Here is a 17,078-nt window from a genome sequence, read left to right as displayed (position 1 = left end):
GCGCGGGAGTTGGCGTACTGGACGTCCACGGTTCACCGGGTGAGGGAGGCCGCCCCAAGCTCGGACCACTCCACGGTCCGGTCGCACCACCGGTTCAGGAGGACCCGGTCGTGGCCCACCGCGAGGAGTCCGGCGCCGCTCTCCGCCCGGTACTCCTCGACGACGGCGACGAGCGCGGCCGTCGTGGACGCGTCGAGCATGGCCGTCATCTCGTCGCACACCAGCCAGCGCGGCCGGAGGACCAACGCGCGGGCCAGGCAGGCGCGTTGCAGCTGGCCGTCGCTGACCTCGTGCGGGCGGCGGCCGAGCAGATCGGCGCCGAGGCCGACGCGGGCCGTCAACTCCTCGACGCGCTCGGCGACTTCGGCGCCGCGGCCGTTGGCGCGCAGCGGCTCGGCGATCAGGTCGGCGAGACGCAGGCGGGGGTCGGCGGAGAGCCTGGGCTGCTGGAAGACCACGCCGAACGCGGTGCGCTGGGCGCGCGGGGCGCGGTGCCGCCAGCCGCCGGCCGGGGTGCCGTCGACGACGACGCGGCCGGAGTCGGGCCGGTGCAGCAGGGCCGCGACCCGGGCGAGCGTGGACTTGCCGCAGCCGCTGGGGCCGAGCAGGCCGACGGCCTCGCCGGGCTCGACGGTCAGGGTGAGGTCGCGGAAGACGGGCGCGCGGCGCTCGTACCCGGCGGTGATGTCCTTCAGTTCAAGCACGCCGGGCCTCCGGGGCGTGGTGGCAGGCGACGCCGTCGTCGAACTTCGGCAGCACGTCGCAGGCCGTTGTGGCGGACGGGCAGCGCGGGGCGAACGCGCACCCGGCGGGCAGGTCGCCGAGCTCGGGCGGCATGCCGGGGATCGGGGTGAACTCCCGCTCGGGCAGGGCGTTCAGGAGCCCGCGGGCGTACGGGTGGCGGGGCCCGGGCTCGCCGAAGAAGGCGCGGGCGTCGGCCTGTTCGACGATGCGGCCCGCGTACATGACGGCGATCCGGTCGGCGATGCGCTCGGCGGCGGCCAGGTCGTGGGTGATCATCAGCAGGGCGCGGGAGTCGCCCGTGTGCCGCTTCAGCTCGTCGACGGTGCGCTCCACCAGGTCCCGGTCGAGGCCGGTCGTGGGCTCGTCGGCGAGGAGCAGCGGGGCGTCGCCGATCAGGGCGAGCGCGGTGGCGGCGCGCTGGGCGAGGCCGCCGGACAGTTCGTGCGGGTGGCGGTCGAGGTGGTCGGCGGGGAACGCGGCCCGCTCGGCCGCCGCGACTGCCGCCTTGCGCACCTGCGGCTTCGGGGTGCCGGTCAACTCCCGTACGGTCTCCTCCAGTTGGGAGCGGACCGTGCGTACGGGCGTGAGGTGCGCGGCGGGTGACTGCGGGACCAGGCCGATGCGCCGCCCGCGCACGCTGCGCGCGAGGGTCCGCTCGTCGGCGCGCATCAGGTCGATGTCGCCGAGGTGGGCGCTGCCCGCGGTCTCGGCGTTGCCGGGGAGCAGCCCGAGCAGCGCGGAGGCGAGCACGGATTTGCCGCAGCCGCTCTCCCCGACGAGGGCGAGGCACTCCCCCGCGGCGAGCTCGAAGTGCGCGTCGCTGACGGCCCGTACGTGACCGCCGCCGCGCATGCGGAAGCGTACGGAGAGGCCCTGGACGGTGAGGACGGGCGCGGCGGCCGGGGTGCCGGTCGGGCGCTTGGCGGCGCTGGTGGTCGGGAGGGTCACAGCATCAGCTCCGATCGGCGGCGCGGATTGAGCCGCTCCCGCCAGGCGCCCGCGAGGCCGGCGATGGCGAGGGTGGGGATGATGATGAACAGGCCGGGGAACAGCGTCGGCCACCAGTCCCCGGCGAGCAGCGAACTGCGGGCGCTCTGCACGAGGGTGCCGAGGCTGGCCTGGTGGGTGGGCAGGCCGAGGCCGAGGAAGGACAGCGCGGACTCGTGCCAGATGGCGTGCGGCACCATCAGGACCGCGGCGAGCCCGGCCTGCGGCAGCACGCCCGGCAGCAGATGGCGCACGGCGACCCGCCACCGGGACGCGCCGCCGGAGATCGCGGCGTCGACGTACGGCCGGGAGCGCAGCGACAGCACTTCCGAGCGGACGATGCGGGCCGTGGACAGCCAGTGGGTGAGCGCCACGGACACCACCACGGGCCAGACGCCGGGGCTGAACATCGCGACGATGAAGATGCCGAGCAGCAGGTGCGGCACCGACGCGAAGAGGTCGACGAGCCGCATCACGACCCGGTCGAACCAGCCGCCCGAGGCCGCGGCGGCCGCGCCGACGGCGGTGCCGATGACGGTCGCGACGACGGCGGCGACGACGCCGACGAGCAGCGAGACGCGCAGCCCGTACACGCAGCGGAGCAGCAGGTCGCGGCCCACGTCGTCGGTGCCGAAGGGGTGCGCGAGGGACGGCGGCTGCAGCTTGGCGGCGAGGTCGACGGCCTGCTCGTCGAGCTGCGCCAGCGGCGGCACGACGAGCACGGCGAGGACGACGAGCCCGACGATCACGGCGGAGCTGCGCACCCGCCAGGCGCGCGTGGAGCGGCGCACGGAACCCACGGGTCGCCAGGTGAGCTCAGCCATCGAATCCCACCCTCGGGTCGGCGAGTCCGTACAGGAGGTCGGAGAGCAGGTTGCCGAGCAGTACCGCGATCGTGGCGAGGACGGTGAGCGCGGCGAGCAGCGGGAAGTCCACGGAGGTGGCGGCCTGCACGGTGGCGGCGGCGATGCCGGGCCAGCTGAAGACGGTCTCCACGAGGAGCGCGCCGGTGATCAGTTCGGGCACGCGGGAGCCGATCAGGGTGAGCACGGGAAGCAGCCCGGAGCGCAGCGCGTGCCCGAGGAGCACGGTCCGCGCGGCGAGCCCGCGGGCGCGCGCCCCGCGCACCGGGTCCTCTTCGAGGGCGTCGGCGACGCCTTGCCGTACGTACAGCAGGAACCAGGGCAGCTGGGAGATCGCCAGGACCGAGGCGGGCAGCACGAGATGGCTCGCGACCTGGCCGAAGCTGACGGTGGCCGAGCCGGTGTCGGTGAGTCCGCCGGCAGGCAGCACGCCCAGCTTGAGCGCGAACAGCCAGACGGCGAGCAGCCCGAGCCAGAACGGCGGGGCGGCCTCCAGGGTGTACGCGAGGGAGGTGACGCCCCGGTCGAACCAGCCGCCCTGGCGGCGGGCGGCGAGCACGCCGAGGGCGGTGCCGAGGAGCACGGCAGCGGCGAAGGCGACGGTGGCGAGGAGCACGGACCAGCCGAGCCGCTCCGTGATGACCTGCGCGACGGGCTGGCGGAGCACCGCCGAGTCGCCGAGGTCGCCGGTGACGGCGTTGCCGAGCCACTCCCACCAACGGGTGACGAGAGGCTGGTCGACGCCGAGGTTGGCACGCAGCTGGTCGAGGTTCTCCTGCGATGCGGTCAGCCCGGCGGTGCCCGCGTACGCCTTGACCGGGTCGAACGGGGAGGCCGCGGCGACGGCGAAGACGCCGAAGGTCACGGCGAGCAGGACGGGCACGGCGAACAGCGCCCGCCGTGCCGTCATACGTGCCATCGGCCCCCAAGGGAGGCCTGCTGTACGGGAGTTCACTTCAGCGGCTGCCAGCGCTCGACGTCCCACCACGGGCCGGAGGCGAGGCCGTGGTCGTGCGGCTCGACCTGCGTCGAGCGCTCACCGAAACGGCTGCTCAACACGTACAGGTGGTCGATGTGCGTGAGGAACGTGTAGCCGGGGTCCTTCACCAGCTCGCGCTGGATCGTGTCGTACGCGGCCTTCCGCTCGCCCTCGTCATCGGTCTTGCGGGCGTCTTCGAGGGCCTTGTCGACCTTGGCGTTGTCGTACCAGGCCATGTTGTTGAAGCCGTCGCCGGCGAGCTTCGAGGCGAGGAGGCTGTACTGGTCGAAATCGGGGTCGGCGGGGGCGCCGCCGCCCGCGAGCACGGCGTCCGTCTTCATCTTCGGCTCGATGACCTCCCAGGTGCCGGCCTGCACCTTGACCTCGACACCGGCCTTCTTGGCGTCGGAGGCGTAGGCGAGGGCGTGGTCCTGGCGGAGCTTGTCGCCGGTGAGGTACCAGAGCGGGAAGGAGGCGCGCACGCCGTCCTTCGCCCGGATTCCGTCCTTGCCCTTCTTCCAGCCGGCGTCGTCGAGGATCTGCTCGGCCTTCTTCAGGTCGTGCTTCCGCTCGGTGCCCTTGGTGAACCACTCGCTGTCGGTGGGGACAGGCCCGTAGGCCTCCTTGCCCGCGCCGTACAGGATCGAGTCGACCATCGCCTTGCGGTCCACGGCGACGTCGAGGGCGCGGCGGACGGCGGTGTCGCCGGTGACCTTGTTGTGCGTGGGCAGGGTGACGAGGCGATAGTCGAAACTCTTCGCGGTGTACGTCCTCATGCCGCTCTGGCCCTTGAAGCCCTTGGCCAGGTTGGGCGGCAGGATCGCGCCGTCGAGGTCGCCGGAGCGAAGGCGGGTGGCGCGGACGTCGTCGTCCTTGATGATCGCCATGGTGAACTGCTTGACCTTCGGCTCGCCTCCCCAGTAGTCGGGGTTGGCCTTGAAGGTGAGCTTCTCGCCCTTGGACCACTTGACCAGCTCGTACGGGCCGGTGCCGATGGGCTTGGTGGTGAACGGGCCGCTGTTCACGTCCTGCTTCCCGGCCACGTGCTCGGGCGCGATCGGCAGCACGGTCCGCTCGGCGAACGGCGCGTAGGGGTACTTGAGGTGGAACACCACCTCGTCGTCCCCCTTGGCCTCCACCGACTTCAGAGCGTCCAGCTCGGTCTTGTAGGCGTTGTTGGTCTTCTCGTCGAGGATCGTCTCGTACGTGAAGACGACGTCCTTCGCGGTGAACGGCTTCCCGTCGGAGAACCTCACGCCCGGGCGGAGCTTGTACGTGTACGTCCGGCCGTCGTCGGAGACCTTCGGCAGTGCGGCGGCGAGGGCGGGCTGGAGCTCCATGTTCGCGGCGTGCCTGAGCAGGCCGTCGAAGATCTTGGAGTTGCCGTCCTTGCCGTAGCCGAGGAGCGGGCTGAGGCTGTCGGGCTCGTAGGCGATGCCGACGACCGCCGACCCGGACATCGCGCCGTCCGGGGACGTCCGGGTCGGCGCCGAGCAGGCCGAGGCGGCCAGCGCCAGCGCGGTGACCGCTGCCAGCGCACCGCCCGCGGTGCGTATCGATCGGGCCGTCATGCCCACACCCCTGTTCAAGATCTGCCGTTATTGCGAACAGCTCGCAATTATGCCGTACGGGGTGCGGGGCGTCAGGGGTGGGGGCAGACCGGGGCGACGGGGGTTTGCGCTGGTGGGGGCGAGGGTGGGGGCGGATCGACGGGCCGGCTGGGAACGAGGGTCGCCTGGTGGTGGTACATGCGCCACCCCGCGCCCGCGCTGTCCCGGCGCCAGATCGAACTGTGCCGGGGTCCCCCCCCCCGGTCGCCGGAGGGGGGTGCGTACTCGGTAAGTTGATCTCTCCGTTGACGACGCATGGGGGGACGTCATGACCGACCGCGCACCGCAGGAAGGGGCTCCGAGCCCCGTCACGCGCGACCGCAATCCGCTGGAGTACTGGGCCCGGGCCGCAGTCGCCCCCGAACCGCCCCGCGCCCCGGCCCCCGCGGCGGCGCCCGCCTCCCCCGCCGCCGCGGAGGCACAGGAGCAGCTGCTCGACGCGATCACCCGGGCCACGGCCGCGGTGGACGTGGAGGAGCAGACCGCACCGGAGGCCCTGGAACGCCTGGCCCGCGCGTACGCGCTGGTCACGCAGGGGCACTCAACCGTCTGAGCCTCGGCGACGGGCCTGCGAGGGGCGCGCCCCCGCACCCCGGGTCGGCCCTCACCTCGGCCGACCCGCACTCCTCAAGGCCCCGTGAACCCGATGCTCTCGCGCCAGTTGAGTTCCTCCACGCCCTCGCCCGTCTTGCGGAAGGCGACCCGGTAGCCGCTCCAGGAGAAGCGGGTCCACTCCCAGCCGTCGATGCCGTCGATCGCCTCGACGTCCCAGTCGGTGAGGTCGCCGTCGCTCACGGCGGCGATCGCCGTCGCGGCTGCGGGACCGTGGCAGCCCTGGTCCCAGTCCGCCATGACGGCCACCGTGTCGCCGTACGCGCTGAGTTCGACCGAGCAGTCCGCGTCCCCCGGCTTCGGGTGCAGGACCCGGGGGCGTGACCAGGGGCCGCCGTCGGCGGGGCGGTGGCGCTCGACCAGGCCCCGGTCGGTGAACTCGACGAGTACGCGGCGGCCGTCGTCGAGGCGGATCGGCCCGTCCGCGGCGTGACCGTTCGCCGTGGGCGTCTCGACGGGCCACTCGGCGAGCCCCAGCCACGCCCCGCCCACGGCGAACCACGCCGCGAGGATCACCGGTGTGCGGCGCAGCCGCATGAAAGCCCCCGTCCGTCCGGCGGCGCCCGACGGCCGGGCGGCGCCGGTCCACCCTGACACAGACCGGCGTCGCCCGGTCCGGCCGGGAGTGCGCGGCGCTACGGCGCCCGGAGGTCCACCAGCTCGGCGATCGCGTCCCGGTGCCGCCCGGCCGAACCCAGCGCGATCGCGGACGACTTGGCGCGCTTCAGGTACAGGTGCACCGGGTGCTCCCACGTCATCCCGATACCGCCGTGCAGTTGCAGCGCCTCCTCGGCGGCGTGCACCGCGACCGGCCCGCAGTAGGCCTGGGCGAGGGCCGCCGCGAGCGGGATCTCGGCGCCGGCCGTGGCGAGCGCGTCCGCCGCGTTGCGGGCCGCCGCGCGGGCGTTGACCGTCTCCAGCCAGAGGTCCGCGAGCCGGTGCTTGAGCGCCTGGAAGGAGCCGACGGGCCGGTTGAACTGGTACCGGTCGCGGGTGTACGCGACGGTCTCCGTCAAACACCAGTCGGCGACGCCGAGTTGCTCGGAGGCGAGCAGCCCCGCCCCGGCGAGCAGCGCCCGACGGATCGCCGCGTCCGGGTCCTCACCGACCGGCTCGCCGCCCCGCGCCCCGTCGAGGGTGACGTCGGCGAGCGGCCGGGTCAGGTCGAGGGAGGTGCGCGGGGTGACGGTGACGCCTTCCTGGTCGGCGGCGAGCGCGTACAGGGCGTCGTCGGTCGCCACGTACAGCAGGTCCGCTGCCGCCGCGTCCGCGACCGCCGTGACCGTGCCGTGCAGCAGCCCGTCGGCGCTGCGCCGCACCCGCGGGTACGGGCCGTGCGGGGCCGTCGCGAACGGCACGGCGAGCGCTCCGACCAGCCGCCCGGACGCCAACTCCTTGAGCTGGGCGGCCACTTGGGGCTTCTCCTCCGGACAGCCGAGCAGCAGCTCGGTGGCGATCACCGCGCTGCTCAGATACGGCACCGGCGCCACGGCCCGCCCCAGCTCCTCCAGGACGACGGCCGCCTCACGGTGCGTGGCGCCCTGCCCGCCGAGCTTCTCCGGTACGAGGAGTCCGGCGAGGCCCATCTCGACGGCGAGGGTCTTCCACAGTTCGCGGTCGTGCGGCTCGCGGGTCTCGATACGGGCGACGACGGCGGCGGCCGTGCAGTGCGCGGTCAGCAAGTCCCGTACGACGGAACGGAGTTCGTCCTCGGTGTCCGAGTAGAGGAGGTCTGCGGAGGTGCTCACCTGGCCAGGTCCTTCCATGCGACGTCCTTGTCGGTGCGTGGCTCGGACGGCAGTCCCAGGACGCGTTCGGCGACGATGTTGAGGAGGACCTCGCTGGTCCCGCCCTCGATGCTGTTGCCCTTGGCGCGCAGATAGCGGTAGCCCGCGTCGCGGCCGGTGAAGTCGACGATGTCGGGCCGGCGCATCGTCCAGTCCTCGTACAACAGGCCGTCCTCGCCGAGGAGTTCGAGTTCCAGGCCGCTGATGCGCTGGTTGAGCCGGGCGAAGCCGAGCTTCATGCCGGAGCCCTCGGGGCCGGGCTGGCCCGCGACGAGCTGCTGGCGCAGCCGTTCCCCGGTGAGCCGGGCGACCTCCGCCTCGACCCACAGCTTCAGGAGTTCCTGGTGCAGGTCGTGGGTGCGCAGTTCGGGCCGCTCGCGCCAGGTCTCGGCGACGGGGCCGATCATGCCGCCCTCGCGGGGCAGCCGCATGCCGCCGATGGCGACGCGCTCGTTCATCAGCGTGGTCTGCGCGACCCGCCAGCCGTCGCCGACCTCGCCGAGCCGGTGCGCGTCGGGGATGCGCACGTCGGACAGGAACACCTCGTTGAACTCGGCCTCGCCGGTGATCTGCCGCAGCGGCCGCACCTCGACGCCGGGGTCGGTCATGTCGCACACGAAGTACGTGATGCCGCGGTGCTTCGGCTGGTCCGGGTCGGTACGGGCGATGAGGATGGCCCAGCGCGCGTTGTGCGCGTTGGACGTCCACACCTTCTGCCCGTTGACCACCCACGCGTCGCCGTCCCGCACGGCCCGCGTGCCGAGCGCCGCGAGGTCGGATCCGGCGCCCGGCTCCGAGAACAGCTGGCACCACACCTCCTCGCCCAGCCACAACGGCCTGAGCCAGCGCGCCTTCTGCTCGTCGGTGCCGTACGCGAGGACGGTGGGCGCGGCCATGCCGAGGCCGATGCCGATCTTCCGCGGGTCGTTGTCGGGGGCGCCCGCGGCCTCCAACTCGGCGTCCACGACGGTCTGTCGGGCGCGCGGCAGACCGAGCCCGCCGAGCCCTTCGGGGAAGTGCACCCAGGCGAGCCCGGCGTCGAAACGCGCCGCGAGGAACGCCTCGCGCGGGGTGCTCGCGGGCGGGTGCGCGGCGAGGAACTCCCTTACGCGGGCGCGGAGTTCGGCAGTGTCGCTCATACGGCGGCTCCCTCGGGGACGATCGCGACGCGGCCGGTGGTCACACCGTCGGCGACGCGCTGCACGGCCGCGGCACCGTCCTGCAGCGCGACCCGCTCGCTCACCAGCGGCTTGATCGCGCCCTTCGCGGCGAGTTCCGTGAGGGTGTCGTGGCAGCGGCGGACGGCCTCGGGGTCCTTGGTGTTGTAGAGGCCCCAGTGCAGGCCGACGACTGAGTAGTTCTTGACCAGGGCGTGGTTGAGCGCGGGCGTCGGGATGGCCCCGCTCGCGAATCCGACGACGAGGATGCGGCCCTCGAAGGCCACACACTTGGTGGACTTGGCGTACGCGTCGCCGCCCACCGGGTCGTAGACGACGTCGGCGCCCCGTCCGCCGGTGACCTCCTTGACGACGGAGACGAGGTCGTCGGCCCGCCGGTCGATCACCACGTCGCAGCCCAACTCCTCGGCCACGCGCGCCTTTTCTGGCCCGCCGACGACGCCGATGACCTTCGCTCCGGCGGCCTTGCCGAGCTGGACGGCGGCGGAGCCGACCCCGCCGGCGGCGGCGTGCACGAGCAGCGTCTCGCCGGGCTGCAGGGCGGCCCGCCGGTGCAGCCCGAACCAGCCGGTCTGGTAGCCGATGTGCAGCGCGGCGGCCTCGGCGTCGTCGAGCGCGTCGGGCGCGGGCAGTACGGCGGCGGCATCGGCCACCGCGTACTCGGCGAAGCCGCCGTACGGCAGGGCGGGGTTGGCGATGACGCGGCGGCCGTCCTCGGTCTCACCGCAGATCTCCACGCCGGGCGTGAACGGCAGCGGCGGCCGGACCTGGTACTGGCCGCGGCAGAGCAGCGCGTCCGGGAAGTTGATGTTGGCGGCGCGCACCTTCAGGAGCACCTGCCCCGCGCCGGGTGTGGGCGCGGCCGTCTCTTCGAGCCGCATCACCTCACCGGGCTCGCCGTTCTCGTGCACTCGCCATGCCTGCATGCGGGGCCTCCACGGAGGGTCGTGAGGGGTCGTAGAACCAAGCTCCCGCGCATACTAAGCGGTTGCTTGCCTCCTGGGAACCCGTCGAACCCGCCCCGGACGCTTCCGCGGCTACTTTCTCGAGGTGGGCTTGGCCCGTACGTGCATCCGCTCGCCCTGCGGCCCGAAGAGGCTGAGGAACTCCACGCCGCCGTCGCCGGTGGGGCCGAACCAGTGCGGCAGGCGGGTGTCGAACTCGGCGGCCTCGCCGGTGCCGAGCACCACGTCGTGGTCGGCGAGCAGCAGGCGGAGCTTGCCGGAGAGGACGTACAGCCACTCGTAGCCCTCGTGGGTGCGCTGCTCGGGGACCTCGGTGAGCTCGGGGATCACGATCTTGTACGCCTGCAGTCCGCCGGGCTGCCGGGTGAGCGGCACCATCGTCCGGCCGCGGCGCGTGATCGGCTTGGCCCGCACGCGCGGGTCGCCCACGGGCGGGGCGCCGACCAGCTCGTCGAGCGGGACCTGGTGGGCGCGGGCGATGGGCAGGAGCAGTTCGAGGCTGGGCTTGCGGTGGCCGGACTCCAGGCGCGACAGGGTGCTGACGGAGATCCCGGTCGCCTCGGACAGCCCGGCGAGCGTCGCACCCCGCTCCCTGCGGATACGGCGGAGCCGGGGCCCGACCTCGGCGAGCACTTCCTCGGTGCCCTCCGCGCCCTCGGCGGCGTCGGGGTGCGGGTGGGTGTGGGCCGTGTGCGGGTCGTGCGGCTGGTTGCGGGTCATGCGTTCATTGCAGATTCGGCAAGTGGGGTTGTCAAGACGAGGGGTACGGGGACGGGGCGGGCGGTACGTGTGCACGGGCCTGCGACGCGTACCGCCTTCTCCGCCAGGGTGGCCGCCGGGTCAGCGGCTGAAGACCTCGAAGCCGACGGCGGGGCGCCCGCCGAAGCGGTCGGCGACCATCGACGTGCCCATGTGCAGGATGGAGCGCGCGTACTCCTCCGGGTCCTCGTCCGTCAACGCCTCGATGTACGCGCGGTGTTCGAGCAGCGAGCGCACGCCGCGCTCGTAGCCGGGGCCCGCGTCCTGGGCGTGCGTCGGGGTGTCGGAGCCGGCGACGGCGACCCAGCGCACGCCGTTCCACGGCTCCAGGCCCTGCTCGGTGAGCTCCGGGAAGATCCAGCGGTTGCCCGCGTCGCCCACCGCGTCGAGGGTCGCGCGGCCCACGGCGACGTGGTCGGGCGTGTTCCAGTACGCGCCGCCCGCCCAGGTCTCACGGTGGTTGAGGGTGATGACGAGCTCGGGGCGGTGGCGGCGTACGGCGGCGGCGATGTCGCGGCGCAGGGCCGGGCCGTACTCCACGACGCCGTCCGGGTGGTCCAGGAACTCGACCTCGGTCACGCCGACGACCGCGGCGGAGGCCCGCTGCTCGCGCTCGCGAAGCGCGGAGCACTCGGTGGGGGCGACGGTGTCGATGCCGGCCTCGCCGCGGGTGGCGAGGACGTAGCGGACGTCCCGGCCGCCGTCCGTCCAGTGCGCGACGGCCGCGGCGCAGCCGTACTCCAGGTCGTCCGGGTGCGCGACGACGGCGAGGGCGCGGGTCCAGTCCTCGGGCATGGGCTTCAACTGATCGGTCATGGGGGAAGGTTAAGCGGGTCTCAGGCAGGTGGGGGGCTGTGCCCCGACAGGGGCGCGGGGCGGTGACATCAGCGGCTCCGCCGCGGGGCGCGACCGGCCACGACGGCGGGAAAGCCGAACAACGACCGGGATGGAGCCTGTCCGGCGATTGAGGACGCGAGCCCGCAGGGCAGAGCAGGCGGGCGCGCCCTCACGCCTCGTCCCGGGCCAACGTGAAGAGTCGGTCCAGGACTCTTCCCCCACCCGCCCGCACCCCGTCGTGCTCGTACTCGTCCGTGACCCACGTCCGCAGGCCGCGGATCGTGCGGGCGGTCGTCAGGGAGTGGGCCGTGTCGACGTACAGGTCGTCGTGGTAGATCGCGGCCGCCGTCGGGACCTCGTTGCGGGCGAGGCGGGCCGGGTCGTAGAGGCGGGGCCAGTCCGTGCGGGCGGCGAGGAGCTCGGCCGTCTCGCGGAGCGGGGCCAGCGACGGGTCGACGTCGAAGTGCCACGGGTGCACCGTCTCCCCGGTGAAGAGGAGCGGCTCCTCCCCCGCGACCGCCCGCCCCGCGTCGAACTGGGGGAACTCGGCCCGCACCCGCTGGGCCGACCAGTTCGTGGGCCGCTCGTCCTGCGCGTAGATCGCCTCGTGGACGAGGGCGTACAGCGGATGGGCCGCGTACGAGAGGACCGCGTGTGCCTCTTCGCGGAAGGCGTCCGCGAGTTCGTGGCCGTGCGGGGTGCGGACGAACGCGTTCTCCAGGAGGTGGTGGAGGCGGTGGCTGCCGTCGCCGGAGCCGAGGAGGATGCCGAGGGACTGGAAGGCCTCGACGGTCAGCCGGTAGCCGCCGCCGAGGGTGACCGGGCCGTGCTCGGCGAGGTGGGCGGCGATGCGGCGGGCCCGTTCGACGTCCTGCGGGTAGCGGGCGTAGTGCGCGGCGGCCTTGCGCTGCATCCGCGGGTAGGCCGCCCGGTACACGTCGTCCGCGTGCCCGTCGAGGGACGGCAGGCCGCCGGTGAGGAGAGCGGTGCGCAGGCCCTCCGGGGCGGTGGACAGGTAGTGCGTGACGCAGAAGCCGCCGAAGCTCTGGCCGAGCACTGTCCACGGGGCGCCGCCGGTGAGGCGTCGGCGGATCAGCTCGCAGTCCTTGACGATCGCGTCGGCCCTGAACTGCGCCAGGTAGTCGGCCTGTTCGCGGGGTCCGCCGCGCAGGGGCAGGGTCTGCCGGTTGGCGGGCGTGGAGCGGCCGGTGCCGCGCTGGTCGAGGAGCAGCACCCGGTACTCCTTGAGCGCCCGCCCGAGCCACGCCTGCCGTCCGACGAAGCGGCGCGCGCCGAACCCGGGCCCGCCCTCCAGGTAGAGCAGCCACGGCAGTCGGTCGTCGGCGCGGTCGCCTGCGACCACCTCGCGGGCGTACAGCTCGATCTGCTCGCCGTCGGGGCGGCCGTGGTCGAGGGGTACGGCGAAGTGGTGGTCGGTGAGGACGACGCCGGGCTGGCGGTAGCGGACCGGGGTGGCCGTCGGGTGCTGGCTGCTGGGCAACGGGGCTCCTGCTCGGGTACGGGGCGGTGATCGGCACCGTACCCGCCCGGCCGGTGCGGAGCGATCGCGTCCGCCGTCTCCCCCGCTCGGCCTCGCGCGCGTAACCTCAGACATCCGATGATCGCCGCGGAAGGAGACGCATGCGTGTCGCCCTGTTCCTGACCTGCGTCAACGACACGCTCTATCCGGACACGGGCAGGGCCGTCGTGAAACTCCTGGGCCGGCTGGGTGTGGACGTCGACTTCCCGGCGGGGCAGACCTGTTGCGGGCAGGCGCACTACAACACCGGGTACCGGCATCGCGCGGAGCCGCTCGCCCGGCATTTCTCGGAGGTCTTCGCCGGGTACGACGCGATCGTCACGCCGTCCGGCTCGTGCGGGGCGATGGTGCGGGAGCTGTATCCGCGGATGGGCGAACGGGCCCGCGCGGAGGGCCGCGGCGACTCCCTGGCCCGGGCGCTCGCGCCGGTGGTGCCGAAGACGTACGAGCTGACCGAGTTCCTCGTCGACGTGCTCGGCGTGACGGACGTCGGCGCGTACTACCCGCACAAGGTGACGTACCACCCGACGTGTCACGGGCTGCGCTCGCTCGGCCTCGGTGACCGGCCCACGCGGCTGCTCGCGCACGTGAAGGGCCTGGAACTGGTCGAGTTGCCGGGGGCCGAGGAGTGCTGCGGCTTCGGCGGGACGTTCTCGGTGAAGAACCCGGACGTGTCGGCGGCGATGGGCCTCGACAAGGTGCGGGCGGCCGAGTCGACGGGGGCCGGGGTGCTGTGCGCGGCGGACAACTCGTGCCTGATGCACATCGGCGGCACGCTGGCCCGGCTGCGCAGCGGGATGCGGCCGGTGCACATCGCGGAGATCCTGGCGAGCACGGAAGAGGAGCAACTCGCGTGAGTCACACGTTTGTTGGCATGCCCGCCTTCCCCGACGCCGCGCGCGCGGCGGTACGGGACACCACCCTGCGGGGCAACCTCCGGCACGCCACGCACACCATCCGCGGCAAACGCGCCAAGGCCGTAGCCGAGTTGGACGACTGGGCGGGGCTGCGCGAGGCGGGCCGACAGATCAAGGACCATACGCTCCGCCATCTCGACCACTACCTCGTGCAGTTGGAGGAGTCCGTCACGCGCGCGGGCGGCACCGTCCACTGGGCGGCCGACGCGGACGAGGCCAACCGGATCGTCGCGGGACTCGTACGGGCGACCGGCGAGCGCGAGGTCGTCAAGGTCAAGTCGATGGCCACACAGGAGATCGGCCTGAACGAGGCGCTCGCCGAGGAGGGCATCGCCGCGTACGAGACCGATCTCGCCGAACTGATCGTGCAGTTGGGCGACGACCGGCCCAGCCACATCCTCGTACCGGCGATCCACCGCAACCGGGGCGAGATCCGGGACATCTTCGCGCGCACCATGAGCGAGTGGGGCCGCCCCGCGCCCGACGACCTGACGGACACGCCCGCCGAACTGGCGGAGGCGGCGCGGCTGCATCTGCGGGAGAAGTTCCTGCGCGCCAAGGTGGGGATCTCCGGGGCCAACTTCATGGTCGCCGAGACCGGCACGCTCGTCGTCGTCGAGTCCGAGGGCAACGGGCGGATGTGCCTGACGCTGCCCGAGACGCTGATCTCGGTCGTCGGCATCGAGAAGCTGGTGCCGACCTGGCGGGACCTGGAGGTGTTCCTGCAGACGCTGCCCCGCTCGTCGACGGCCGAGCGGATGAACCCGTACACGTCGATGTGGACCGGGACGACGGACGGGGACGGACCGCGGAACTTCCACCTCGTGCTGCTCGACAACGGCCGCACCGACACCCTCGCCGACGAGGTCGGCCGCCAGGCGCTGCGCTGCATCCGCTGCTCGGCCTGCCTGAACGTGTGCCCGGTGTACGAGCGGGCCGGCGGGCACGCGTACGGCTCGGTGTACCCGGGGCCGATCGGGGCGATCCTCAGCCCCCAACTCCGGGGCACGGCAAGCGAGATCGACGCGTCGCTGCCGTACGCGTCGTCGCTGTGCGGGGCCTGCTACGAGGTGTGCCCGGTGGCGATCGACATCCCGGAGGTCCTCGTACATCTGCGGGAACGGGTGGTGCAGGGCGGGCCGGTGACGCGGCGCGGCGCGAAGGTCACGCTGCAGCCCGCGAAGGGGCACGCCGCCGAGCGGGCCGCGATGCGTGCGGCGGCGTTCGCGTTCACCCATCCCGGGGCGCTCGCCGCCGGCCAGCGGATCGCCGCGCGCACGCGCCGGTTCCATCCGCGGCGGCTGCCCGGGCCGGGCCGGGCGTGGAGCGACAGCCGGGAAGTGCCGAAGGTGCCGGCGGAGCCGTTCCGCGACTGGTGGCGGCGTACCCGGGGAGAGGCGGGAGGAGCCAGGTGAGCAGCAGGGACGTGATCCTGAACCGGGTCCGGCGGGCCCTCGACGGCGCGCCGGACGAGGCGCCCGGTCTCGACGCGGCCGTGGACCGTTCGTACCTCGTCGAGCACGGCGCGCGCAGCACCGAGGAGACCGTGGAGCTGCTCGCGGAGAACCTCGCCGACTACCGGGCGATCGTGCACCGCAGCGACCCGGACGGGCTCGCGGACCTCCTCATGCGGCTGCTCGCGGCCCGCGGCGCCCGCAGTGTCGTCGTACCGCCGGGTCTCGACGCGGGCTGGCTCAAGGCGGCCGATCCGGTGCGGGTGCACGACCGGGCGGAGCTGACGCCGCGGGAGCTGGACGCCGTGGACAGCGTGGTCACGGGCTGCGCGGTGGCGATCGCGGAGACCGGCACGCTCGTCCTGGACGGCTCCCCCGACCAGGGCCGCCGCCGCATCACCCTCGTGCCGGACCATCACATCTGTGTCGTACGGGTCCCGGAGCAGGTGGTGTCGTCCGTGCCGCAGGCGCTGGCGCGGCTCGACCCGGGGCGGCCGCTGACCTGGATCTCCGGGCCGTCCGCGACCAGCGACATCGAGCTGGACCGGGTGGAGGGGGTGCACGGGCCGCGCACCCTGGAGGTCGTTCTGCTGAGCGGCGGCTGAAGTGCGCGGTTAGCGTGAGGGCATGATCCGGTTCGAGCACGTCACGAAGCGCTACCCGGACGGCACCGTCGCCGTGGACGACCTGTCGTTCGAAGTGGACGAGGGCGAACTGGTCACGCTCGTCGGCCCGTCGGGCTGCGGCAAGACCACCACGATGATGATGGTGAACCGCCTGATCGAGCCGACGTCGGGCCGGATCACCGTCGCCGGCAAGGACATCTCGACGGTCGACCCGGTGCGGCTGCGCCGCCGCATCGGGTACGTCATCCAGCAGGTCGGCCTGTTCCCGCACCGCACCATCCTCGACAACACGGCGACAGTGCCCGCGCTGATCGGCTGGAAGCGGTCGAAGGCGCGGGCGCGGGCCGCGGAACTCCTCGACCTGGTCGGCCTCGACCCGAGGACGTACGGCTCGCGCTATCCGCAGCAGTTGTCCGGCGGGCAGCGGCAGCGGGTCGGCGTGGCACGGGCGCTCGCCGCGGACCCGCCGGTGCTGCTGATGGACGAGCCGTTCGGGGCGGTCGACCCGGTGGTGCGCGAGCAGTTGCAGGACGAGTTCCTGAACATGCAGGCCAGGGTGCGCAAGACGGTGCTTCTGGTGACGCACGACATCGAGGAGGCGGTCCGGCTCGGCGACCGCATCGCGGTGTACGGGCAGGGCCGCATCGAGCAGTTCGACACGCCGGGCGCGGTCCTCGGCACCCCGGCCACGCCGTACGTCGCGGAGTTCGTGGGCGCCGACCGGGGCCTGAAGCGGCTGTCCGTCACGGCCATCGAGGCGGCCGACTTGGAGCAGCCGCCGCTCGCCCGGGTCGACGAGCCGGCGGACGCGGCGGGGGCGCGGCTGCGGGAGCAGGGGGCGCGCTGGACGGTCGTCCTGGACGAGGCGGGCGAGCTGCACGGCTGGGCGGGCGCGGACGAGCTGGCCCTCGCGGGCGACGGCGGCACGGTCGGCGAGCTCGCGCACCGGATGAACTCGTGGGTCCCGGTGGGCGCCCCGCTGAAGCAGGCCTTCGGGGTGATGCTGCAGCACGACGCGGGCTGGGTCGCGGTCCTCGACGGCGCCCGCTTCCTCGGCGTCCTCACCCCCGCGAAACTCCACGAGGCCCTCCGCCGCTCGGTCGACGCGGACGCCCAGGGAGTACACCGCACGGAGGTCCCTTTCGAGTCGGTTGCTGACGCGTAGCCCTGGGGGTCCTCTTGGGGGGGGAGGCCCAAGTTGCCGTCGGCGTGGGCCCGTT

The 17,078-nt window shown here is 73.4% G+C and carries 17 protein-coding genes; 5 read left to right on the top strand and 12 right to left on the bottom strand.

What is annotated here, in order from left to right; translation table 11 throughout:
- Positions 1-32 precede the first annotated feature (32 nt).
- The 5 genes from ACIDOF_RS18270 to ACIDOF_RS18250 form a co-directional block, all read right to left on the bottom strand.
- Positions 33-704: an ABC transporter ATP-binding protein gene (locus ACIDOF_RS18270; protein ID WP_409006960.1), complete on the bottom strand. Its 672-nt coding sequence runs from the start codon at positions 702-704 to the stop codon at positions 33-35.
- Positions 697-1,596, bottom strand: a complete 900-nt coding sequence (locus ACIDOF_RS18265) for an ABC transporter ATP-binding protein (protein ID WP_409007069.1) — start codon at positions 1,594-1,596, stop codon at positions 697-699. The genes ACIDOF_RS18270 and ACIDOF_RS18265 overlap by 8 nt, the downstream gene beginning before the upstream one ends.
- 92 nt (positions 1,597-1,688) lie before the next feature.
- Positions 1,689-2,555, bottom strand: coding sequence for an ABC transporter permease (locus ACIDOF_RS18260; protein WP_409006959.1), 867 nt, complete (start codon positions 2,553-2,555; stop codon positions 1,689-1,691).
- Positions 2,548-3,513 carry an ABC transporter permease gene (locus ACIDOF_RS18255; protein ID WP_409006958.1) on the bottom strand — a complete coding sequence of 322 codons (966 nt, stop codon included), beginning with the start codon at positions 3,511-3,513 and terminating at the stop codon, positions 2,548-2,550. Before ACIDOF_RS18255 ends, ACIDOF_RS18260 begins: the two co-directional genes overlap by 8 nt.
- Positions 3,514-3,545: 32 nt before the next feature.
- Positions 3,546-5,144 carry an ABC transporter substrate-binding protein gene (locus tag ACIDOF_RS18250; protein ID WP_409006957.1) on the bottom strand — a complete coding sequence of 533 codons (1,599 nt, stop codon included), beginning with the start codon at positions 5,142-5,144 and terminating at the stop codon, positions 3,546-3,548.
- A gap of 307 nt (positions 5,145-5,451) precedes the next feature.
- Between ACIDOF_RS18250 and ACIDOF_RS18245 the strand changes: the two genes are divergently transcribed.
- Complete coding sequence (locus tag ACIDOF_RS18245; RefSeq protein WP_409006956.1) at positions 5,452-5,736, top strand: hypothetical protein; 285 nt, start codon at positions 5,452-5,454, stop codon at positions 5,734-5,736.
- Between the two features lie 74 nt (positions 5,737-5,810).
- On the opposite strand, the gene ACIDOF_RS18240 is transcribed toward ACIDOF_RS18245, so the two are convergent.
- From ACIDOF_RS18240 to ACIDOF_RS18210, 7 genes are all read right to left on the bottom strand, one after another.
- Positions 5,811-6,332 carry a hypothetical protein gene (locus tag ACIDOF_RS18240; RefSeq protein WP_409006955.1) on the bottom strand — a complete coding sequence of 174 codons (522 nt, stop codon included), beginning with the start codon at positions 6,330-6,332 and terminating at the stop codon, positions 5,811-5,813.
- A 98-nt stretch (positions 6,333-6,430) separates the two neighbouring features.
- Complete coding sequence (locus tag ACIDOF_RS18235; RefSeq protein WP_409006954.1) at positions 6,431-7,543, bottom strand: acyl-CoA dehydrogenase family protein; 1,113 nt, start codon at positions 7,541-7,543, stop codon at positions 6,431-6,433.
- Positions 7,540-8,721 (bottom strand): acyl-CoA dehydrogenase family protein, encoded by a 1,182-nt coding sequence (locus ACIDOF_RS18230; RefSeq protein WP_409006953.1) that lies wholly within the window; start codon positions 8,719-8,721, stop codon positions 7,540-7,542. The genes ACIDOF_RS18235 and ACIDOF_RS18230 overlap by 4 nt, the downstream gene beginning before the upstream one ends.
- Positions 8,718-9,686 carry an NADPH:quinone oxidoreductase family protein gene (locus ACIDOF_RS18225; RefSeq protein ID WP_409006952.1) on the bottom strand — a complete coding sequence of 323 codons (969 nt, stop codon included), beginning with the start codon at positions 9,684-9,686 and terminating at the stop codon, positions 8,718-8,720. Before ACIDOF_RS18225 ends, ACIDOF_RS18230 begins: the two co-directional genes overlap by 4 nt.
- A 111-nt stretch (positions 9,687-9,797) precedes the next feature.
- Entirely contained in the window at positions 9,798-10,445 is a 648-nt protein-coding gene (locus ACIDOF_RS18220) for a helix-turn-helix domain-containing protein (protein ID WP_409006951.1), read from the bottom strand.
- Positions 10,446-10,565: 120 nt separating this feature from the next.
- Positions 10,566-11,300 (bottom strand): PIG-L deacetylase family protein, encoded by a 735-nt coding sequence (locus ACIDOF_RS18215; protein ID WP_409006950.1) that lies wholly within the window; start codon positions 11,298-11,300, stop codon positions 10,566-10,568.
- Positions 11,301-11,490: 190 nt separating this feature from the next.
- The gene (locus tag ACIDOF_RS18210) at positions 11,491-12,822 is read right to left on the bottom strand and encodes an alpha/beta fold hydrolase (RefSeq protein ID WP_409006949.1); all 1,332 of its coding nucleotides are present in this window, start codon (positions 12,820-12,822) and stop codon (positions 11,491-11,493) included.
- 140 nt (positions 12,823-12,962) lie between these two features.
- On the opposite strand from ACIDOF_RS18210, the gene ACIDOF_RS18205 reads away from it, so the two are divergent.
- Genes ACIDOF_RS18205 through ACIDOF_RS18190 form a run of 4 tightly spaced genes read left to right on the top strand, consistent with a single transcriptional unit; the run spans position 12,963 to position 17,023 of the window.
- Positions 12,963-13,718, top strand: coding sequence for a (Fe-S)-binding protein (locus tag ACIDOF_RS18205; protein ID WP_409006948.1), 756 nt, complete (start codon positions 12,963-12,965; stop codon positions 13,716-13,718).
- Positions 13,715-15,193: a lactate utilization protein B gene (locus ACIDOF_RS18200; protein WP_409006947.1), complete on the top strand. Its 1,479-nt coding sequence runs from the start codon at positions 13,715-13,717 to the stop codon at positions 15,191-15,193. The genes ACIDOF_RS18205 and ACIDOF_RS18200 overlap by 4 nt, the downstream gene beginning before the upstream one ends.
- The gene (locus tag ACIDOF_RS18195; protein ID WP_409006946.1) at positions 15,190-15,837 is read left to right on the top strand and encodes a lactate utilization protein C; all 648 of its coding nucleotides are present in this window, start codon (positions 15,190-15,192) and stop codon (positions 15,835-15,837) included. Before ACIDOF_RS18200 ends, ACIDOF_RS18195 begins: the two co-directional genes overlap by 4 nt.
- 22 nt (positions 15,838-15,859) lie before the next feature.
- Positions 15,860-17,023, top strand: coding sequence for an ABC transporter ATP-binding protein (locus ACIDOF_RS18190; RefSeq protein ID WP_409006945.1), 1,164 nt, complete (start codon positions 15,860-15,862; stop codon positions 17,021-17,023).
- Positions 17,024-17,078 lie beyond the last annotated feature (55 nt).

The organism is Streptomyces sp. Da 82-17 (assembly GCF_046098215.1).
GTDB lineage: Bacteria > Actinomycetota > Actinomycetes > Streptomycetales > Streptomycetaceae > Streptomyces.
Note: the sequence above shows the minus strand (reverse complement) of the source record. Positions and strands in the feature narration are given on the sequence as shown.